This is a genomic window from Streptomyces sp. NPDC012466 (assembly GCF_042955215.1).
Classification (GTDB): Bacteria; Actinomycetota; Actinomycetes; order Streptomycetales; family Streptomycetaceae; genus Streptomyces.
Genome location: NZ_JBIBEQ010000009.1, coordinates 182,163 through 202,182, shown reverse-complemented (window position 1 = coordinate 202,182; position 20,020 = coordinate 182,163). Strand labels below are relative to the sequence as shown.

At 71.2% G+C, this 20,020-nt stretch carries 16 protein-coding genes; 6 read left to right on the top strand and 10 right to left on the bottom strand.

All coding sequences use genetic code 11. The features are described 5' to 3' along the window. Positions 1 to 41: 41 nt before the first annotated feature. Both ACFY9E_RS30900 and ACFY9E_RS30895 read left to right on the top strand, forming a co-directional pair. Complete coding sequence (locus tag ACFY9E_RS30900) at positions 42 to 626, top strand: TetR family transcriptional regulator (RefSeq protein ID WP_390989449.1); 585 nt, start codon at positions 42 to 44, stop codon at positions 624 to 626. Between the two features lie 39 nt (positions 627 to 665). Continuing rightward, on the top strand, positions 666 to 1,250 hold the full coding sequence (locus tag ACFY9E_RS30895) for a YdeI/OmpD-associated family protein (RefSeq protein ID WP_390989448.1): 585 nt from the start codon (positions 666 to 668) through the stop codon (positions 1,248 to 1,250). A gap of 118 nt (positions 1,251 to 1,368) precedes the next feature. On the opposite strand, the gene ACFY9E_RS30890 is transcribed toward ACFY9E_RS30895, so the two are convergent. Both ACFY9E_RS30890 and ACFY9E_RS30885 read right to left on the bottom strand, forming a co-directional pair. Beyond that, a complete protein-coding gene (locus ACFY9E_RS30890; RefSeq protein WP_390989446.1) occupies positions 1,369 to 2,154 on the bottom strand; it encodes a trypsin-like serine protease in 786 nt (261 codons plus the stop codon). Positions 2,155 to 2,374: 220 nt separating this feature from the next. Next, entirely contained in the window at positions 2,375 to 2,980 is a 606-nt protein-coding gene (locus ACFY9E_RS30885; protein ID WP_390989444.1) for a YceI family protein, read from the bottom strand. A 258-nt stretch (positions 2,981 to 3,238) separates the two neighbouring features. On the opposite strand from ACFY9E_RS30885, the gene ACFY9E_RS30880 reads away from it, so the two are divergent. From ACFY9E_RS30880 to ACFY9E_RS30865, 4 genes are all read left to right on the top strand, one after another. Beyond that, positions 3,239 to 4,096 (top strand): SDR family NAD(P)-dependent oxidoreductase, encoded by an 858-nt coding sequence (locus ACFY9E_RS30880; protein ID WP_390989442.1) that lies wholly within the window; start codon positions 3,239 to 3,241, stop codon positions 4,094 to 4,096. Between the two features lie 462 nt (positions 4,097 to 4,558). After that, positions 4,559 to 6,946: a polysaccharide lyase family 8 super-sandwich domain-containing protein gene (locus tag ACFY9E_RS30875; RefSeq protein ID WP_390989440.1), complete on the top strand. Its 2,388-nt coding sequence runs from the start codon at positions 4,559 to 4,561 to the stop codon at positions 6,944 to 6,946. 154 nt (positions 6,947 to 7,100) lie between these two features. Then, complete coding sequence (locus tag ACFY9E_RS30870) at positions 7,101 to 8,684, top strand: carboxyl transferase domain-containing protein (RefSeq protein WP_390989438.1); 1,584 nt, start codon at positions 7,101 to 7,103, stop codon at positions 8,682 to 8,684. A gap of 35 nt (positions 8,685 to 8,719) precedes the next feature. Then, a complete protein-coding gene (locus ACFY9E_RS30865; protein ID WP_142159151.1) occupies positions 8,720 to 8,914 on the top strand; it encodes an acyl-CoA carboxylase subunit epsilon in 195 nt (64 codons plus the stop codon). A gap of 138 nt (positions 8,915 to 9,052) precedes the next feature. Here ACFY9E_RS30865 and ACFY9E_RS30860 read toward each other — a convergent pair whose 3' ends face one another. The 8 genes from ACFY9E_RS30860 to ACFY9E_RS30825 all read right to left on the bottom strand — a co-directional run bounded on the left by ACFY9E_RS30860 (position 9,053) and on the right by ACFY9E_RS30825 (position 19,798). Continuing rightward, positions 9,053 to 9,634 carry an ATP/GTP-binding protein gene (locus ACFY9E_RS30860; RefSeq protein ID WP_014675207.1) on the bottom strand — a complete coding sequence of 194 codons (582 nt, stop codon included), beginning with the start codon at positions 9,632 to 9,634 and terminating at the stop codon, positions 9,053 to 9,055. Next, positions 9,615 to 10,199 carry a DUF742 domain-containing protein gene (locus tag ACFY9E_RS30855; RefSeq protein WP_390989436.1) on the bottom strand — a complete coding sequence of 195 codons (585 nt, stop codon included), beginning with the start codon at positions 10,197 to 10,199 and terminating at the stop codon, positions 9,615 to 9,617. Before ACFY9E_RS30855 ends, ACFY9E_RS30860 begins: the two co-directional genes overlap by 20 nt. A 94-nt stretch (positions 10,200 to 10,293) precedes the next feature. Then, positions 10,294 to 10,707 (bottom strand): roadblock/LC7 domain-containing protein, encoded by a 414-nt coding sequence (locus ACFY9E_RS30850; protein WP_033321188.1) that lies wholly within the window; start codon positions 10,705 to 10,707, stop codon positions 10,294 to 10,296. A gap of 10 nt (positions 10,708 to 10,717) precedes the next feature. Continuing rightward, a complete protein-coding gene (locus ACFY9E_RS30845) occupies positions 10,718 to 14,029 on the bottom strand; it encodes a nitrate- and nitrite sensing domain-containing protein (protein ID WP_390989434.1) in 3,312 nt (1,103 codons plus the stop codon). Positions 14,030 to 14,404: 375 nt separating this feature from the next. Then, positions 14,405 to 14,980: an ATP/GTP-binding protein gene (locus tag ACFY9E_RS30840; RefSeq protein ID WP_097220936.1), complete on the bottom strand. Its 576-nt coding sequence runs from the start codon at positions 14,978 to 14,980 to the stop codon at positions 14,405 to 14,407. Continuing rightward, positions 14,961 to 15,356, bottom strand: coding sequence for a DUF742 domain-containing protein (locus ACFY9E_RS30835; RefSeq protein WP_030851927.1), 396 nt, complete (start codon positions 15,354 to 15,356; stop codon positions 14,961 to 14,963). The genes ACFY9E_RS30840 and ACFY9E_RS30835 overlap by 20 nt, the downstream gene beginning before the upstream one ends. Positions 15,357 to 15,466: 110 nt before the next feature. After that, positions 15,467 to 15,880: a roadblock/LC7 domain-containing protein gene (locus ACFY9E_RS30830; protein WP_030851929.1), complete on the bottom strand. Its 414-nt coding sequence runs from the start codon at positions 15,878 to 15,880 to the stop codon at positions 15,467 to 15,469. A 9-nt stretch (positions 15,881 to 15,889) separates the two neighbouring features. Then, positions 15,890 to 19,798 carry a nitrate- and nitrite sensing domain-containing protein gene (locus ACFY9E_RS30825; protein WP_390989432.1) on the bottom strand — a complete coding sequence of 1,303 codons (3,909 nt, stop codon included), beginning with the start codon at positions 19,796 to 19,798 and terminating at the stop codon, positions 15,890 to 15,892. Between the last annotated feature and the right edge of the window lie 222 nt (positions 19,799 to 20,020).

Genomic DNA, 20,020 nt, shown 5'->3' with positions numbered 1-20,020 from the left:
CCGTTCTCCGCTCACTATACAGATCGGTATAGTTGAGTGTCATGGGTACCACCACGCCGGACCCTCGCCGGATCACGATGACGCCCGCGGCCCGCCGCGCCCTGGCGGCCGCGGCCCGGCTGTTCTACGAGCGCGGCATCCACGCCGTGGGTGTCGACCTCATCTCGGCCGAGGCGGGGGTCACGAAGAAGACGCTCTACGACCGTTTCGGCTCCAAGGAGCAGATCGTCGTGGAGTACCTCGCGGACCGCGACGAACGCTGGCGGGCCTTCCTCGCCGAGCGCCTCGACGCGGCCGGGCCGGACCCGCGCGAGCGCGTCCTGGCGGTGTTCGACGCCTCGCGCGCGTGGGCGGCCGAACACAGCCCCAAGGGGTGCAGCATGGTCAACGCCCACGCGGAGATCAGCGACCCCGGGCATCCCGCCCACCCGATCATCACGGGGCAGAAGCGCTGGATGCTCGCCCTGTTCGAGGAGCTTGCCGGGGAGATCGACCCCGAGTCCGCGGACTCGACGGCCAGGACGCTGATGCTCCTGCACGAGGGCGCCCTGGTCGCCCACGGGCTGGGCGTCTTCCCAGATGCCATCGGCCAGGCCCGTGAACAGGCCCGCGCGCTGCTCGCGTAGCGGACACGGACTGTCCTAATGCCTCCCTACCGTGGGGCCATGACGACCTCCGACGGCCCCGGTCCTGCTCCGGTCTCCTTCCGGACCACGGCCGACCTGGACGCCTGGCTCACCGCCCATCCGGCCCCGCATCCCGGCCTGTGGGTCAGGATCGCGAAGAAGGGCTCGGGCATCCCGTCCGTCAGTGCCGCCGACGTCAACGACGTGGCGCTCTGCCACGGCTGGATCACCGGACAGCGCAAGGGCCTCGACGCGTCGTCCTACCTCCAGCGGATCACCCCGCGGCGCCCCGGCAGCCTCTGGTCCATGGTCAACGTCCGGCGCGTCGAGGAACTGACGGCCGCCGGGCGGATGCGGCCCGGCGGACTCGCCGAGGTGGCGGCCGCGCGGGCGGACGGCCGGTGGGAGGCGGCGTACGCGTCGCAGAAGGAGGCGGAGGTTCCGGAGGACCTGGCGGCGGCACTGGCCCGGAGCCCCCGCGCCGCCGCGGCCTTCGAGGCGCTGGGCCGCACGGACCGGTACCTGGTGATGCTCGGCGTCCTGCGGGCCAGGACGGCGGCGAGCCGGACCGCGCAGGTGGCGGCGGCGGTGCGGAGGCTGGAGTCACGGGGCGGGCAGGACTGAGGCCGGGTACGGCCGTGCCGTCGCGAAGCGCCGGGCCCCGGACGCCGCTCCCGCACGCCGCGGGGCGGAACGGAACGGGCCCGGCGCCCCATCGGCGTCGGGCCCGCGAAGCCGTGGGTCAGAGGGTCGACGCCGCCGAGGCGATGGCGGAGGCGAAGGTGGAGACCTCCGTGTAGACGCCGGGGGCCTCGGGACGGGCGCAGCCCTCGCCCCAGCTGACGATGCCGACCTGGATCCAGTCGCCGGCGTTGTCCTTGCGGAACATCGGGCCGCCGGAGTCGCCCTGGCAGGTGTCGACGCCGCCCGCGTCGAAGCCCGCGCAGATCTCCTCGTTGGCGACGAGGTCGCTGTAGAGACCGCCGTAGGCCTTGCAGGTGGCGTCGCTGACGAATGGGACGGTCGCCTTCAGGAGGTAGCGCTGCTGGGAGCCGCCCTCGCGGTTCGCGCCCCAGCCCGCGACGGTGAAGTCACCGGTGTTGTACTGCGCGGTGGTGGCGATCTTCAGGGTCGGCAGGTTGATGGGCTGGGCGAGCTTGATGAGCGCCCAGTCCTTGCCGGTGCCGTTGTAGCCGGGGGCGCGCAGCACCTTGGTGGAGCGGACCTGGACCCGGCCGCTGGTGGACTGGAGGTCGACGACCCCCGCGGTGGCGGTGATGCCGGTGTTGTTGCCGGACCGGCCCACGCAGTGCGCGGCCGTGAGCACGATCTGCTGGGTGTAGAGCGCACCGCCACAGCCCATGGAGAGCCGGACCATGAACGGGAACTCGCCCTGTGCGGCCCGGGTCCCGCCGACGACGGGCGAGGGGGCGGCCTGCGCGGCGGAGACGGGCTGAAGGCTGGCGATCGCGAGCGCGGCGGCGCCGAGGGCCGCGCATCTCTTGAGGGCCGTGAGGAGTCTCTTCAACGTGATGCCTTCCGTGGGGGGTTGACCGGGGAGATGTGCAACCGAAGCATCAGATTGACAAGTACATGACAGCAACAAGGGCAAAAAGAACGTCCATGTGCTGGCATGGACTGGTCAAAATGCTGCTGCTGGATTATGAGAACGCCGACAGTCTTTGCACAAGGGCCCGGAACCGGCCAGGCCGGCCCGGTGGCGTGTCACCGGGCCGGCCCCGCGGGGTTCACGCGTTCCTGATGGCCGAGATGTCGAAGTTGAGCTTGATCTTGTCGGAGACCAGGACGCCACCGGTCTCCAGCGCGGCGTTCCAGGTCAGGCCCCACTCGGAGCGCAGGATCTCCGCCTTGCCCTCGAAGCCGACGCGCTCGTTGCCGAAGGGGTCCTTCGCGGCACCGTTGAACTCGAGGTCGATGGCGAGGGGGCGGGTGGTGCCCAGGATCGTCAGGTCGCCGGTGATCCGGTAGTCGTCACCGCCGAGCGCCTCCGCCTTGGTGGAGCGGAACGTCATGGCCGGGAACTCGTCCGCCTTGAAGAAGTCCGCGCTCTTCAGGTGGCCGTCACGGTCGACGTTGCCCGTGCTGATGCTGTCCATCACGACGTCGAGGGAGGCCGTCGACCGCGACGGGTCGGTGCCGTCCAGGTGCAGCGTGCCGGTGAAGTCCTGGAAGCTGCCCTTGACGTTGGTGACCATGGCATGCCGGGCGACGAAGCCGATCGTCGAGTGCGCGGGGTCGATCGTGTAGTCGCCGGTCAGGGCGGCCAGCTCGGGGCTCACGGCGGCACCGGTGGCGGTGGCGGTCTGGGCGTCGTTGCGGCTGAAGATGCTCATGGTGTGTACGCCTCCTGCGTAGGATGTTGAATCTTTAACTACTCCAACGCGACCCACCGTAGACCTATTCCGTTCAATGTTCAACATCTTCGCCGGGTGGGTCCGCGACACCTTGGGCAGCGCCTCTCCCGTACCCCGGTTGGCGGAACCGCGCGCCCTGCGGTGGCGGCGTCCGGCGAGAAGGGGTTCCGTTTCTAGGGAGCGTATGGAGACAGACGAGAGACCACGGCGGACGCACAGCGCAGGGGAGAGCGACTCGTGACACTCACCGGCTCCGGCTCGGCCTACGACCCACCGGCGGACCCCGCCCCGCACCGCGCCACGACGCCCGTCCCCGCCCGGGTGAACCAGTACGGGCCGCCGCGGCGTCTCGACCGGCGCGTCGCCCTGGTCACCGGAGCCTCCTCGGGCATCGGCGCGGCGACGGCGCGGCGGTTCGCCCTGGACGGCTGGCACCTGATCCTCAACGGACGCGACCGGCACCGCCTGGAGCAGACGGCGTCCGGCACGTCGGCCGTCGTGCTGCCCGCCGACCTCGCCGCCCCGGGCGGTCCGCGTCTGCTGGCCCAGTCCGCGCTGCACACCACCGGCCGGATCGACGTCCTGGTCGCCGGAGCGGGCCTCGGGTGGACGGGCCCGTTCGCCGCCATGCCGCACACCGACATCGACCGGGTGCTGACCCTGGACCTCAACGCCACGCTCCACCTCGTGCGCGAGGTGCTGCCCTCCATGATCGCGGCCGGACGGGGCCGCGTGGTGCTGCTCGGCTCGGTCGCGGGCTGCGTGGGTCTGCGGGAGGAAGCGGTGTACTCCGCCGCCAAGGCCGGCCTGGCCGCCTTCGCCGAGGCGCTGCGCCAGGAACTGCGCGGCACGGGCGTCGGCGTGACCTTCGTCGTGCCCGGCGCCGTCGACACGGCCTTCCACCCCCGCCGCGGCAGGCCCTACGACGGCACCCGCACCGGGCTCCTCTCGCCCGGCTGCGTCGCCGGCACCATCTGGGAAGCCGTGCGGCACGACCGCGACGAGGCCTACGTCCCCACCTGGCTCACCGTCCCGGGCCGGGTCCGCGGCCTCGCGCCGGGCCTGTACCGCCGCCTGCTGAACCGCTTCGGCTGACTCCCGGGGGCTCTTCGCGGTTCCGGCCCTTGGGCCGTTCCCCGTTCCGGTCACTCCGGCCGTCAGTGGTTCCGCCCGTTCTGGCGGTTCGCCGTTTCGGTCCCCTGGCCGTCAGCGGTTCCGGTTGTTCCGGCCGTTCGCCGGTTCCGGTGGCTTTGGCCGTTCCCTGTTCCGGTCAGCATGGCCGATCGCCCGTGCTGGATCACCGCGGCCGTTCCCTCGGTCTGGTCACTTCGGCCGTCAGTGGTTCCGCCCGTTCTGGCGGTTCGCCGTTTCGGTCCCCTGGCCGTCAGCGGTTCCGGTCGTTCCGGCCGTTCGCCGGTTCCGGTGGCCTTGGCCGTTCCCTGTTCCGGTCAGCATGGCCGATCGCCCGTGCCGGATCACCGCGGCCGTTCCCCCGTTCCGGTCACTCCGGCCGGATACACCGTTCAGGTGACCGTCTCCCCGTGGTAGGGCATGGGCATGACTCCCCAGCGTCGCGTCTTCCCCCGCCATGCGGCCGCGGCCGCCGCCCGGCTCCGGCCCAGCCGCCGCGCCCTGCTGCTGGCGGCCACGGCCCTCGCGGCGACCGGGGGAGCGGCGCCCGCGGGCCGGGGCGCCGACGCCGAGGGCGGCCCGGGCGGCCCGGGCGATCCGTACGACACCCTCCGCCGACGCTGGCTCGGCCTCTCCCTCGGCACCGGCTACGACCCGGCGACCGAGCCCTACGCGGCCCGGCTCGCCGAGACCGGCACACTCGCGCGCGGCCTGCTCGCCAGCATGGCCCCCGCGGCGGACTCCCTCTGGCCGGGCCACCCCTTCGATCCGCCGGCCGGCATCACCCTCGGCTACGGCCGCCTGTGGACCATGACCCAGGCCTACGTCCAGCAGGGCACCGGCTCGACCGCCGACCCCGGCCTCCTCGCCGGCATCCTGCGCGGCCTCGACCACCTCTCCGCCACCGTCTACAACCCCTCCACCCCCCGCTACGGCAACTGGTGGGAATGGCAGATCGGCAGCCCCCGTCTGCTCATGGACATCACGGCCGCCCTGTACGAGCAACTGGGGGACACCCGGGTGCGCGCCGCCTGCGCCGCCGTCGACCACTTCGTCCCCGACTCGGCCCTCGGCGACTACACCGGCACCTCCACCGGCGCCAACCGCGTCGACCTGTGCCGTTCCGTCGCCCTGAGCGGCATCCTCGGCCGCGACCCCGCCAGGATCGCCCTGGCGAGGGACGCGCTCTCCCCGGTCTTCCCGTACGTCACCCGGGGCGACGGCCTCTACGCCGACGGCTCGTTCGTCCAGCACACCTGGGTCGCCTATTCGGGCACCTACGGCCAGGTCATGCTCGACGGTCTCGGCCGGCTCTTCGCCCTGCTCGCCGGATCCGACTGGGAGATCACCGACCCCGACCGGCAGATCGTCCTCGACAGCGTCGAACGCGCCTTCGCGCCGCTCCTCCACGACGGGCTGGTCATGGACAGCGTCAACGGCCGGGCCATCAGCCGCGGTCACCTGGCCACCGACGACCGCCCGGTCATGCGCAGCGACCACTACCACGGCCACCGGCTCATCGCCGCCATCGCCCTCCTCGCGGCCGGCGCGAGCCCGGCGGAACGCGACCGCTGGCACGCCCGTATCAAGGGCTGGGCCGAACGGGACACCGTGAGCCCGATCCTGACGGCTCCCCAGTTCGGAGTCGCGGACCTGTCCCGGCTCAACACCATCGCCGCCTCGTCCGTCGCGGCCGCCCCCGAACCCGCCGGGCACCACCTCTTCGCCGCCATGGACCGGGCCGTCCACCGAGGCCCCGGCTTCACCGTGAACATCGCCATGGCCAGCGACCGCATCGCTCACTACGAGTGCGGCAACGGCGAGAACCCCCGCGGCTGGCACACCGGCGCGGGCATGGTCAGCTGGTGGGCCTCCGCGAGCGACCAGTACACGGACTGGTTCTGGCCGACCGTCGACTGGTACCGCCTGCCCGGCACCACCGTCTCGACCAAGCGGCTCGCCGACCGCGAAGGCGGCGAATGGGGTACGGCCCGCCCGGACACGCGCTGGGTCGGCGGCACCACCGACGGCACCTACGCGGCCCTCGGCCAGCACCTCAAGGGCCTCGGCTCCACCCTCGAAGCCCGCAAGTCCTGGTTCTGCGTCGCGGACGCGGTCGTCTGTCTGGGAGCCGGGATCACCTGCGCCGACGGCGTCCCGGTCGAAACGATCGTCGACAACCGCAACCTCGGCGAATCCGGCACCCAGCGCTTCGTCAAGGGCCCGCACTGGGCCCACCTGGAGGACCACGGCGGCTGGATCCTGCTCGGCCGCGAGCCCAGGGCGCTGCGCGAGGACCGCACCGGCGCCTGGTCCGACATCAACACCGGCGGCACACCGCAGCGGCGCACCCGCCGCTGGCAGACCCTCTGGCTGGACCACGGCACCGACCCCGAGGACGCCACCTACGCCTACGTCCTCATGCCCGGGGCGTCCCGCCGGGCGGTCGCCCGCCGCGCCGCCGACCGCCACTGGATGTCGGTGCTCGCCAACGACGCCGCCCGCCAGGCGGTCACCGTGCCCTCCCTCGGCTGCACGGCCGCGAACTTCTGGCGGGCCGGCACGGCGGGCCCGCTCACCGCCTCCGCGGCCGCGAGCGTGCTGATGGTCCGCCGGGGACGTACCGCTACCCTCTGCGTGAGCGAACCGCCCCGCACGGGCGAGCCCCTGGAGATCACCTGGGACGGCCCGGTCCGCCGTCTCGTCCGCGCGGACGAGACGGTCGAGGTGCTCTCCACAGGCCGCCGGTTGCGCGTGCGCGTCACCCCTGGGGAGGCATGCGCCACACACTTCTGTGAGGTGGCTCTCGCCTGATCGCTTTGTGCGACCCCTACAAGCGACACGCCCGTTGAGCAGTCGGAAAGGGTCAACGCCGCCATGGTTCTGTTCAGTGGTACCAGGAAAACACGCCGGAGACTGTGAGGAGTCGACGGCCCGCATTCCTCGGTTGGCTTCGTAAGGTCGCTACATGACCGTTTTGGATGAGGCGCCGGGTGAGCCGACCGACGCGCGCGGACGCGTGGCCGAACTGCACGAGATCCGTGCGCAGGCGATGGCCGGACCGAGCGAGAAGGCGACCGAGGCGCAGCACGCCAAGGGCAAGCTGACCGCGCGGGAGCGCATCGAACTCCTCCTCGACCCGGACTCCTTCCGGGAGGTCGAGCAGCTGCGCCGGCACCGGGCCACGGGCTTCGGCCTGGAGGCCAAGAAGCCGTACACCGACGGTGTGATCACCGGCTGGGGCACGGTGGAGGGCCGCACGGTCTTCGTCTACGCGCACGACTTCCGCATCTTCGGCGGCGCCCTGGGCGAGGCCCACGCCACGAAGATCCACAAGATCATGGACATGGCCATCGCGGCCGGTGCCCCGCTGGTGTCGCTGAACGACGGCGCGGGCGCCCGTATCCAGGAGGGCGTCTCGGCGCTCGCCGGCTACGGCGGCATCTTCCAGCGCAACACCAAGGCCTCGGGCGTCATCCCGCAGATCAGCGTGATGCTCGGCCCGTGCGCGGGCGGCGCGGCCTACAGCCCGGCCCTCACCGACTTCGTCTTCATGGTCCGCGAGACCTCGCAGATGTTCATCACCGGCCCCGACGTCGTCAAGGCCGTCACCGGCGAGGAGATCACCCAGAACGGCCTCGGCGGCGCCGACGTGCACGCGGAGACGTCCGGCGTGTGCCACTTCGCCTACGACGACGAGGAGACCTGCATCGCCGAGGTCCGCTACCTCCTCTCCCTGCTCCCGCAGAACAACCGCGAGAACCCGCCCCGCAGCGAGTCCTCCGACCCGGCCGACCGCCGCTCGGACGTCCTGCTGGACCTGGTCCCGGCGGACGGCAACCGGCCCTACGACATGGCCAAGGTCATCGAGGAGATCGTCGACGACGGCGAGTACCTCGAGGTCCACGAGCGCTGGGCCCGCAACATCATCTGCGCGCTGGGCCGGATGGACGGCCAGGTCGTCGGCATCGTCGCCAACCAGCCCCAGTCGCTGGCGGGCGTGCTGGACATCGAGGCCTCCGAGAAGGCGGCCCGCTTCGTCCAGATGTGCGACGCCTTCAACATCCCGATCATCACTCTTCTGGACGTCCCCGGCTTCCTCCCGGGCGTCGACCAGGAGCACGGTGGCATCATCCGCCACGGCGCGAAGCTCCTCTACGCCTACTGCAACGCGACCGTGCCGAGGATCTCCCTGATCCTGCGGAAGGCCTACGGAGGTGCGTACATCGTCATGGACAGCCAGTCCATCGGTGCGGACCTCACCTACGCCTGGCCGACCAACGAGATCGCCGTCATGGGCGCGGAGGGCGCGGCCAACGTCATCTTCCGCCGCCAGATCGCCGAGGCCGAGGACCCCGAGGCCATGCGGGCCCGCATGGTCAAGGAGTACAAGTCCGAGCTGATGCACCCCTACTACGCGGCCGAGCGCGGCCTGGTCGACGACGTCATCGACCCCGCGGAGACCCGCGAGGTGCTCATCAAGTCCCTCGCCATGCTCCAGACCAAGCACGCGGACCTGCCGTCCCGCAAGCACGGCAACCCGCCGCAGTAACCCGGCGGACATCTTCCTCACGGAGACTGACACCCATGGAATCTGCTGACATCCGCGTCGAGAAGGGCCACGCCGAGCCCGAGGAAGTCGCCGCCATCACGGCCATCCTCCTGGCCCGCGCCGCCGCCCGCCCCACGGACCCGACCCCGGCCCACCGCGGCCGCATCAAGGCCGGCTGGCGCCGCCTGGAGCGCGAGCCCGGCTTCCGCGCCCCGCACAGCTGGCGCTGACCGCGGAACCTGGAAGAAGGCCCCTCACGGAGGGGCCTTCTTTTTTGGCGCACGGCGCCGGACTTGGCGCACGGGCGCCGGACACACGACAGCCCCTGGCGGCCGATGGCCGCCAGGGGCTGTCCCGCGGACAGGGAACTAACGGAGCCGTGCCATCAGCGCGTGCTCCACCAGCGTGATCAGCGCCGACTTGGCGTCGGCGCGGTGCCGGGCGTCGGTCGTGATGATCGGGGTGTCAGGACCGATCTGGAGCGCTTCCCGCACCTCGTCCGGCGTGTACGGCTGCTGGCCGTCGAAGCCGTTCAGCGCGATGACGAACGGCAGACCGCTGTTCTCGAAGTAGTCGACGGCGGGGAAGCAGTCGGCGAGCCTCCTCGTGTCGACCAGCACGATCGCGCCGATGGCGCCGCGCACCAGGTCGTCCCACATGAACCAGAAGCGGTCCTGGCCCGGCGTACCGAAGAGGTACAGGATCAGGTCCTGGTCCAGGGTGATACGGCCGAAGTCCATGGCGACCGTCGTGGTCGTCTTGTCCCCGGTGTGGGTGAGGTCGTCGATGCCGGCCGAAGCGGACGTCATGACGGCCTCGGTGCGCAGCGGGTTGATCTCCGAGACGGCACCCACGAACGTGGTCTTGCCCACGCCGAAGCCGCCAGCCACCACGATCTTCGCGGACGTGGTGGAGCGGGAAGGCCCTCCGCTAGAGCTTGCGAAGTCCACTGAGCACCCTTTCGAGCAGTGTCACGTCTGGCTGGCCGCCGGCGTTCTCGTCGCCGCCGGGCTGATGGATGGCGACCAGTCCCGCCTCCGCCAAGTCGGCGACGAGGATCCTGGCCACGCCGAGAGGGATCGTGAGGAGCGCCGAGATCTCGGCGACCGACTTGATTTCCCGGCAGAGGTTGCAGATCCGCTGATGCTCGGGCAACTGGCCCTGCATCTGGTGCGGCTGCGCAGTGGTGTGCACCAGCGCCTCGATGGCGAGCTGGTAGCGCGGGCGGGTCCGGCCGCCGGTCATGGCGTACGGACGCACCAACGGATTGTGGTTGTTCGACGCCCCGCCGGGCGCCGGCTCGGGGCTGCGGCGCTGCGGCTGCACGGGCTGGATGCGCGGCGCCGGCGGCTGGTCGTACGGCGAGGGGCCGGGGCCCTGCGGCGCGTACGGCTGCCGGTGGCTGGGCGCGGAGGGGAAGTTGTAACGGTTCGGGTTCTGACCACCGTCGCCCTGACCCTGGGCAGGGCCGTACGACCAGTTGCCCGAAGACGGACCGCCTGGGGGTGTTGCCACTTTCTCCTCCTCCGACTGTGCCTGGCACCCATCGCTGTGGAGCCGCGTCCCAAGACCTTACGGCCCCGGGACGCCAAAACGCACCGTCCGTCTGTTAGTTGAGCAGGCTCCCCTGGAGCTCCGCACGAAGGTCCGGTGTCAGGACCGTACCGGCTCGGTCGACCAGCAGCGCCATCTCGTACCCGACGAGGCCGATGTCGGCCTCCGGATGTGCGAGGACCGCGAGCGACGATCCGTCTGAGATGGACATGATGAACAGGAATCCCCGCTCCATCTCCACAACCGTCTGATTCACGCTGCCACCCTCGAAGATCCGGGAGGCGCCTGCCGTCAGAGACGTCAGACCGGAGGCGACGGCCGCGAGCTGGTCGGCGCGGTCGCGGGGAAAGCCTTCGGACATCGCCAGAAGGAGTCCGTCGGCGGAGACCACCACCGTGTGGGACACCCCCGGGGTGTTGTCCACGAAGTTGGTGATCAACCAGTTCAGGTTCTGTGCCGCCTGGCTCATCGGGCTCACACTAACGCTCCTGGTTGTAGGTGCTGTCAGGACCGAAGCCCTGGCCGTTCGTTTCACTGCCTGCGCTGCGTCCGCGCTGGACGCCTCGACGCAGGTTGCTCAGCCTGCCCCGGACGTCCTCCGGGGCGCGGGAGACCTGTGGGCCTCCCTGGTGGGTGCTTTCGGCGGCGCCCTCGATCAGGTTGGCCTTGGGCACCCGCCTCGGCAGGCCGGAGGAGGTGACCCCGCCCGCCTTGGGCTTCCGGAGCTGCGAGGCCTGCTGCCACCGCTCGTCGTTCGCCGAGCGCCAGTCGTCCCCGTTGTTCCCCGGAGCGGAGGCCGGCGGTTCCTGGCTCACCTGCCGTGCGCCACCGCCCGTACCGTTCGCGCCGCTCGCGGTGGGTCCACGGCGGGGAAGCCCGGCGTCGGTCATCGTGTGAGCGGCGGAGGGGCTCGATCCCGGACGGTCGAAGCCTACGCGGTCCTGCTCACTCGCGTCAGCGGCCTGCGCAGATTCCGTTTCCTGGGTCTGAGAAGGGTACTGGCTCGGGTAGCCGTTCTGGTAACCGTCCTGCTGCGGCCAGTCATCCTGGTGACGACGCTGCTCGAACGCGGCGAAGCCGCCCTGCCCGCCCGTGCCCTGCGCCGGGGGCTCCTCCCGGGCCGGCTCCGCATAGGAGGGCTCCGGGTAGCCGCCGTTCGGCGAGAAGGTGTCGTTCTGCGGCAGGCCGCCGCCCTGCGGGTAGTACTGCTCGTCGTACGCAGCCCGCTGCGGCTCCTCGTACGCCCCGTGCCGCTGCTCCTCGTACGACGCCTGCTGCTCCTCGTACGGCGCCTGACGTTCGTACGCGGACGGCTGCTGCTCCGGGTAGCCGCTCTGGCCGGTGTCGTAGGCCTGCCCGGCGTCGTAGCCCTGCTGCCCGTTGGCGTACTCGTCGCGGTACCCGGTCGCCTCGGGGGACTGCTGGTCGCTCTGCCCGGGCAGCGCGGGCTGGTCGTGCGACTGGGCCTCCAGGGCTGCCCGGCGCTCCTCGCGCATCAGGGAGCGGCCGACGGGGTCCAGCTCCCGGATGTCGTCGGGGACTTCGGCGTAGCGGCTGTCGTCGAAGCCGAGCTCCGCGGCCGTGCGCATGGGCTGGCCGAAGTTCTCGCCGCCGAAGTTCTGCTCCGGGATGATCTGCGAGACGGTGAACTCGTCGCGGTCCACGTGGTGCTCGCCGCCACCACCGTGGGTGATCGCGTCCGGCAGCATGACCAGCGAGGTCGTCCCGGCCTGCTCGCCCGAGGGGCGCAGCTGGACGCGGATGCCGTGCCGGTCGGACAGCCGGCCGACCACGAACAGGCCCATGCGCTGGGAGATCGCGGCGTCCACGGTCGGCGGGTTGGCCAGCTTGTGGTTGATGTCCGCGAAGTCCTCGGCGGTGAGGCCGATGCCCTTGTCGTGGATCTCGATCATGACCCGGCCGTCGGGGAGACGGGTGGCGGTCACGCGGACCTTGGTCTGCGGGGAGGAGAACGTCGTCGCGTTCTCCAGCAGCTCGGCGAGCAGGTGCACGAGGTCGGTCACGGCACGGCCGTGGATCTCGGCCTCCGGGACACCGGACAGCTCGATGCGCTCGTACTGCTCCACCTCGGAGGAGGCGGCGCGCAGCACGTCGACCAGCGGGACCGGCTGGTCCCAGCGGCGGCCGGGCTCCTCGCCGGCGAGGACGAGGAGGTTCTCGCCGTTACGGCGCATACGCGTGGCCAGGTGGTCCAGGCGGAAGAGGTTCTCCAGCTGGTCCGGGTCGGCCTCGTTGTTCTCCAGGTCGGTGATCAGGGTCAGCTGGCCCTCGATCAGGGACTGGTTGCGGCGCGACAGGTTGGTGAAGATCGCGTTGATGTTGCCCCGTAGCAGGGCCTGCTCGGCGGCGAGCCGGACGGCCTCGCGGTGGACCTGGTCGAAGGCGCGGGCGACTTCGCCGATCTCGTCCGTGGTGGTGATCGGGATGGCCTGTACGCGGGTGTCGACACGGCCCGGGTCGGTGCGGGAGAGCTGGTCGACCAGCATCGGCAGGCGCTGCTCGGCGATGCCGAAGGCGGCGTTGCGCAGCTGGCGCATCGAGCGGCTCATCTGGCGGGCGACCGCACCGGCCAGGATGAAGGCCAGGAGCAGGGCGACCACGACGGCGGCACCGGTGATGTAGGCGTCACGCTGGGCGGCGTCGGCGATGTCCGAGGCCTCGCTCACGGCCTTGTCGGCCATGTCGGTCTCGATCTTCTCGTACGCGTCGAACTTGAGCGTGTTGACCGCCCACCAGTTCTCGGCGGTGATGCCCTTCTCGGCGAGGGCGGCGCGGGCGCTCGGGTCCGTGCTCTGGAGCGTCGCGACGGCGGAGATCATCGTCGTCGGGTTGGACGGCGGCGGGACGTAGTCCGGGTTCTTGGCCTTGGCCTCACGGGCCATCACGGCGGCGTCGGCCTTGATCTTGGTCTCGGCCGCGTCGAGCTTGGCCGCGTCCTGCTCGGTGCCGCCGCCGATGTACTCCTGCACGGCGATGCGCTCGAGGTAGGCGTACGAGGACAGGGCGATGCGCTGGCTGGCCAGGTTGCCGTCGTCCGGGCCCGGCTTGACCAGGATGTGCATGCCGATGGAGCGCTGCAGCGACAGGGCCGCCTTGGTGAGCTCGATGGCGTACACGGTCCGGCCGTAGCTGGTGATGTTGCCGGTGCCGAGGCCGAGCTCGTTGGCGAACTCCGTCAGCGGGTGGGCGATCTCGACGTAGCCCTCTTCGGTCTGTACGCCCTTGAGCTTGGAGGTGTACGCGACCTGGCGCAGGGTGGCCAGGTCGGGCTCCACCTTGCGGAAGAGCTTCAGCCGGCGCTCCAGGCCGGGCTTGGCCGGCATGTTCTGCGCGGCGGCGTCGAAGGCGTCCGCCGCCTCGTCGGTGTCCTTGCGGACCTGGGTGACGGTCGCCTTGTCCTGGGCGCTCTGGGCGCTGCCCTTCAGCAGCGGCGCCGCCGACGCGTCACGTTCGATGTAGAGGGCGTTGGCGTAGAGGAGCGAGGCGCGCACGAGGCGCGCGGTGTTCTCCGCGTCCTCGGCCTCCTGCCAGGTGTCGATCGAGCTCTTCACCTGGAAGCCGCCCATGACGAGGCCGACCAGCACGGGTATGAGCAGGATCGCGTTGAGCCTGGTCGCCACGCGCCAGTTGCGCGGGGAAAGACGGCCGCCGCTCTCTGCGGGCGCGGCCGTCGGCTCCGAACCGGGCACGGGGGCGGGCGCCGCTGTGCGCGGCGGCGGGGTGAAGTTGCCCCGGGCCGACGGCTCGGGACTGTTCTTGCTTCGCCTCACTCGACCAACAACCTCTCGGCGGTCGGCACCAACGTTGTGCCGCAGTGTTCAGAGCCCAACACGACTCGATGGACGAGTACGTCATTGACTATTGGGCAGTTCAGGCATTCCAGCACGACGACCTGCGCTCTTCCAAACAGTCCGGGGAGGGGATTCAACGTGATGTAAGCCCCAGATAAAACGGTCATAAAGAGCGAGCCCCGCCAAAAGGCGGGGCGATTGTGAGCGCAGCGAGACCGGATGTGCGCGACGCGTGGCCGTACCACCCCATTCCTCTGCCGAAACGTTATGAACACCGTGGCCGACCGTGTCAAAGGACACAGTCGGCTCCGGTGTATCTACGACAACTGCCGTATGGCATATCTGAATTGGGTGCTACCTCAGCCGTGCCATCAGAGCGTGCTCGACCAGCGTGATCAGGGCACTCTTCGCATCCGACCGGTGCCGGGCGTCCGTGGTGATGATCGGGGTGTCCGGTCCGATCTGCAGCGCCTCGCGCACCTCTTCGGGCTGGTAGGGCTGCTGTCCGTCGAAGCCGTTCAGCGCCACGACGAACGGCAGACCCGAGTTCTCGAAGTAGTCGACGGCCGGGAAGCAGTCGGCCAGGCGCCGGGTGTCCACGAGCACCACCGCGCCGATGGCGCCGCGCACCAGGTCGTCCCACATGAACCAGAAGCGGTCCTGGCCCGGCGTACCGAAGAGGTACAGGATCAGGTCCTGGTCCAGGGTGATACGGCCGAAGTCCATGGCCACCGTGGTGGTGGTCTTGTCCCCGGTGTGGGTCAGGTCGTCGATGCCCGCGCTGGCGGAGGTCATCACGGCCTCGGTGCGCAGCGGGTTGATCTCCGAGACGGCACCCACGAACGTGGTCTTGCCCACGCCGAAGCCGCCCGCCACCACGATCTTCGCGGAGGTGGTGGACCGCCCCGCGTCAGAGCTTGCGAAGTCCACTGAGCACCCTTTCGAGCAGTGTCACGTCCGGTGCACCGGTGGCGTCGTCGCCGCCCGGCTGGTGGATCGCGACGAGACCGGCCTCGGCGAGGTCCGCGACCAGGATCCGGGCCACACCCAGCGGCATGTTGAGCAGCGCCGAGACCTCGGCCACCGACTTCACCTCACGGCAGAGGTGGCAGATCCGCTGGTGCTCCGGGAGCAGTCCCATGAGCGCGGCGGGGTCCGCGGTCGTACTGATCAGTGCCTCGATGGCCAGCTGATAGCGCGGCCGCGTCCGGCCGCCGGTCATGGCGTAAGGCCGTACCAGCGGCTGGTCGCCCTCGTCCTCGTACGGCTCCGCGTACGGATCATGAGAGGCGGTGGGCGGGGTCATGGGTCCTCCGGGCGGGACAGCAAGTCGGTCAGCAAGCCGTCTGACGGGGCCTGTGTGGGGTGTGTGGCGGCCGGACGGTGATGTGGTGAGACGGGTGGTGCCGGGTCCGATCAGTGGAGCAGACTGCCTTGGAGCTCAGCTCGCAGGTCGGGGGTGAGAACCGCGCCCGCGCGGTCGACCAGGAGCGCCATCTCGTAGCCGACCAGGCCGATGTCGCACTCGGGGTGGGCGAGAACGGCCAGGGACGAGCCGTCCGAGACGGACATGAGGAAGAGGAACCCTCGCTCCATCTCCACGACCGTCTGCGCCACCTCACCGCCCTCGAAGATCCGGGAGGCGCCCGCCGTCAGGGACGTCAGGCCCGAGGCGACGGCCGCGAGCTGGTCCGCGCGGTCGCGCGGAAAGCCCTCCGACATCGCCAGGAGGAGACCGTCGGCGGACACGACGACGGTGTGGGACACCCCGGGGGTGTTGTCCACGAAGTTGGTGATCAACCAGTTGAGATTCTGTGCCGCCTGGCTCATCGGACTCAACTAACGCTCCTGCTGGTGAGTGGGCCGTGGGTGGCTGCCGGTCTGGGTGGACCCGGCCTGACGACCCTGTGCGATTCCCCGACGGAGATTGGTCAGCCGGCCGCGTACGTCATCGGGCGCACGCGAGATCTGCGGACCGCTCTGGTGGGTTTGCTGCTGAGCCGTGCCCGGGACGAGGTTCGCCCGGGGCACCCGGCGCGGCAGGCCGGAGGTGGTGATACCACCCGCGGCGGGCTGGCGGACGCGTTCGGCCTGGCGGACGAGGTCGTCGTTCGGCGAGGCGCGCCAGCCGGCGGGGGCGGCGGACCGCTGCGGACCGGTGGGTCCCTGCGGTTGCTGCGGGGCGGCCGGAGCGGAGCCGTTGTTCTGCGGCTGCTGCTCCTGCTGGCCGTGGAACCAGTTGGTCTCCAGCGTGTCGTACAGCGGGGTACGACCGTCGCCCGGACCGGACGCCGGCGGCAGGGCCTCGGGCTCCTGCCGGACGGGCCGGGCCTGCGGGGCGGGCGGACGCGGGGCACCGAAGTCGGCACCGCCCCGCCCACCGTTGGCCTGCGGCCGCTCGAACTGGCCCGTGCCCGCCGGGTCGGCCGGTGTGGCCGGACCGGGAAGGGTGGGCCGGCCGGAGCCGTTGTCCTGGCGCGGCGCGGGGTAGTGGCCGGTCGAGCCGTTGTCCTGGCGGGGTGCCGGGTACTGGCCGGTCGAGCCGTCGTCCTGCCGCTGAGCCGGGTACTGGCCCGTGGAGCCGTTGTCGTAGGACTGCGGCGCCTGGTACTGGCCCGTGGAGCCGTTGTCGTAGGACTGCGGTGCCGGGTACTGGCCGGTCGAGCCGTTGTCGTAGGACTGCGGTGCCGGGTACTGGCCCGACGTGGACGACGGGTCGGGGCGGCCGCCCGTGGTGCCGAAGACGTCCGGGCGGACGAACTGGCCCGGGCCCTGCGACGCGTTCGCGCCCGGGCCGAACGGGTCCGCGTGCTGCGGAGCGCCGAAGTCGGCCGGCGAGCCGGGACCCTGCCGGTCGTTGTCACGCGGGACGGCCGGCATCTCCGACGTCGAGCCGGGGCCCTGACGGTCGTCGACACGCGGCATGGCCGCCGTGCGGGTGACGTCCGGCTCCTCGTGGCCGCGCGGGGCGTCCAGCGAGGCACGCGGCACCGGCGGCTGGGCGTTCTCGTCGCTCCAGCTCGGCACCCGCGGCTGCGCGTCACCCCCGGGCAGCTCGGCCCGCGGACCGCCGCGCGGCGGCAGCTGCGGCCGGCGGCCCTTGCCCTGCTCGGAGTTGTTGCCCTGCTTCTTCCGGCTGCGGCCCCCGCCGAAGGCGTCCTGGCCCTGCGGCCCGTTGGTGCCCGCGGCCTGCAGACCCTGCGGGGCACCCGGCGCCTGCTGGCCGAATCCGGCACCGGCACCGGCCGGAGCCTGACGGCCCTGCGGGGCGCCACCCTGCTCGAACGAAGAGGTGCCGGGACCCTGCGGTCCGCGCGCTCCGCCCGGTGCTCCCGGACGGCCACCGTCCGCGTCCCGCCCGGGCAGCGCGGCCCGCGGGCTCTGGCCGGGAGCGAGCCGGCCACCGCCGGACGCACCGCCGCCGAAGGCACCGCCGGACGCACCGCCGCCGAAGGCACCGCCCGACGCGCCGGCCCCGAGGGCACCGGCGTTCTGGCCGGCACCGGCGGCACGCCGGGCCGCGGCCGCACCGGCGGCGGCCTGCGCGGCGGCGGGTCCGCCACCGACCGGCGGCTGACCGGGCTGCTTGGGCTGGGGCTTCCTGCCGCCCTGGGCGACGTCGACGGGCAGCATGACCAGCGCGGTCGTACCACCGGAGTCGGACGGGCGCAGCTGGATGCGGATGCCGTGCCGCTGGGACAGCCGGCCGACCACGAACAGACCCATGCGGCGGGAGACGGAGACGTCCACCGTCGGGGGAGAGGCGAGCCGCTCGTTGATCGCGGCGAGGTCCTCGGGGGAGAGGCCGATACCGGTGTCGTGGATCTCGATCAGCACGCGGCCGTCGGGCAGCGCGTGACCGGTGACCTTGACCTTGGTCTGCGGCGAGGAGAACGAGGTCGCGTTCTCCAGCAGCTCGGCGAGCAGGTGCACGAGGTCGTTGACCACTCGGCCGGCCACTTCGGTGGTCGGCACGGAGGCCAGCTCGATGCGCTCGTACTGCTCCACCTCGGACGCGGCGGCGCGGAGCACGTCGACCAGCGGCACCGGACGGGTCCAGCGGCGGCCGGGCTCCTCACCCGCGAGGACGAGGAGGTTCTCGCCGTTACGGCGCATGCGGGTCGCGAGGTGGTCGAGCTTGAAGAGGGAGGACAGCTGGTCCGGGTCGGCCTCGCGGGACTCCAGCTCGGAGATCAGCGACAGCTGGCGCTGGATCAGACCCTGGGAGCGACGCGAGAGGTTGGTGAACATCGCGTTGACGTTGCCCCGCAGGAGGGCCTGCTCGGCGGCGAGGCGGACCGCCTCGCGGTGCACGTCGTCGAAGGCCGCGGCCACTCGGCCGATCTCGTCCCGGGAGTGCACACCGACCGACTCCACGGACGTGTCGACGTCCTGCGGGTCGGACTCGGACAGCTGCTTGACCAGCTCGGGCAGACGGTCGGAGGCGACCTTGGTGGCGGTGTCCTCCAGGCGGCGCAGCGAACGGATCATGGAGCGGGCCACGACGAAGGCGCCGACCAGCGACACACCGAGCACGATCAGGATCAGGGCACCGGAGATGATCGCGTCGCGCTCGGTGGCGCTGCGCAGCTCGCGGGCCTTCTGTTCCATTTCCTCGAGCAGGGTGTGCTCGATGTTCTTCATCTGCTGGATCTTGGTGGAGCTGTCGTCCAGCCAGTCGCGGTAGGACCGCTTGTCCTGCTGGGCGAGACCGCTCGCGGAGATCAGGGCGCGACCCGCGTAGGTGTCGGTCGCCTTGATCGTGGAGTTGCCGCCGTCCTCGATCGGCTTCAGCAGCTCGGCGGCGGCGTCCTCGCCGTAGATGCTCTTGAAGCTGCGGATCTCGGACTTCTGGCTCTCCAGGGCCGACTCGGCGTACAGCCGGTCGTTCGGCGAGAGCTTGCCGGTGGTGGTGTTGCTCGCGGGCAGCGCCGCCGCCAGGGCCGCGCGCTGGATCGAGGAGTACTCCTTGGCGGAGGAGAACGCAGCGAGCGCACGCGTGCGCTGGATCATGTCCGGGTTGCTGGTCGCCTCGGCCATGTCCTGGGAGAGGTCGATCAGGTTCTCGATCAGACGGTGGTACGCCTCGATCGTCTGCGTGGAGTTGTCGTCGGAGGCGTAGGCGCCCTTGCGGATCTGCTCCAGGTCGCCCAGCTCGCCGGCCAGCTGGACGAGGTACTCGCGGACGCCCTTGAGGTTGCCGTCCTTGCTGGTGCTGTCGATCTCCTCGGAGCTGTCGAGGAAGTTCTTCCTGGCCCGGTCGGTCTTCTCGCGAAGCCCCTTGACGGTGAAGTCGGTCGCCTTGCCGCCGTGCGCGAGCGGGCCGGCCGACTGGTCGCGCTCCTCCTGGAGCGCGGCCGACAGCTCGGTGGCCTGCTTGGTCAGATCCGTCAGCAGCTTCATGTTGTCGAGCTGCTGGATGTTCTCCATGGAGTCGTTGATGCGCAGTGCGCCCAGCGACGTGGCGGCGACCACGGGGAGTGCGAGCAGCGAAACCAGGCGGGTGGAGATACGCCAGTTCCGCAGGGCTATTCGCGAGCCGTGGCCGACCGGGCCCGCCGGCGGCTTCAGGCCCTTGGTCGGGGCCGTGGACCCGGAGGAGGTCGGTCCCGAGCGCTCACCGCCGTCACCGGCAGGGCCCTGGTTCTGGGCGTGCTGGGGCGAGGGGCCGCCCTTCATGGGGCCAGTCCCGCCGTGCGGCTCCGGCTCCGCCGCAGCGTTGCCATCCCTCTTGAAACGTCCCTGCACTAGCGTCGCAACCTCTGGACCAGGCGCCCCGTCGCCTGAACGGCGGGACACGGTGTCGGCGTTCTGGGGACGCCCTGAAAAACGCCCCCGTGGTGGTCTTGGGTGACCGGCGCTGGCTCCCCCTTCTCACCGCCGCTCGGCGCGTCTGTGCGCCCCCTGTGCGCCGGCTCGATCCTGCGGCGGTCCGTGAGATTCCAGCACAGCACAGGATCTCCAACAAGG

Bases quoted from the DNA above. Each gene is read 5' to 3' on its own strand.
- ACFY9E_RS30895 (WP_390989448.1), top strand. From the start codon at position 666: ATGACGACCTCCGACGGCCCCGGTCCTGCTCCGGTCTCCTTCCGGACC.
- ACFY9E_RS30850 (WP_033321188.1), bottom strand. From the start codon at position 10,707: ATGAGCCAGGCGGCACAGAACCTGAACTGGTTGATCACCAACTTCGTG.
- ACFY9E_RS30885 (WP_390989444.1), bottom strand. From the start codon at position 2,980: ATGAGCATCTTCAGCCGCAACGACGCCCAGACCGCCACCGCCACCGGT.
- ACFY9E_RS30830 (WP_030851929.1), bottom strand. From the start codon at position 15,880: ATGAGCCAGGCGGCACAGAATCTCAACTGGTTGATCACCAACTTCGTG.
- ACFY9E_RS30835 (WP_030851927.1), bottom strand. From the start codon at position 15,356: ATGACCCCGCCCACCGCCTCTCATGATCCGTACGCGGAGCCGTACGAG.
- ACFY9E_RS30875 (WP_390989440.1), top strand. From the start codon at position 4,559: ATGACTCCCCAGCGTCGCGTCTTCCCCCGCCATGCGGCCGCGGCCGCC.
- ACFY9E_RS30865 (WP_142159151.1), top strand. From the start codon at position 8,720: ATGGAATCTGCTGACATCCGCGTCGAGAAGGGCCACGCCGAGCCCGAG.
- ACFY9E_RS30870 (WP_390989438.1), top strand. From the start codon at position 7,101: ATGACCGTTTTGGATGAGGCGCCGGGTGAGCCGACCGACGCGCGCGGA.
- ACFY9E_RS30900 (WP_390989449.1), top strand. From the start codon at position 42: ATGGGTACCACCACGCCGGACCCTCGCCGGATCACGATGACGCCCGCG.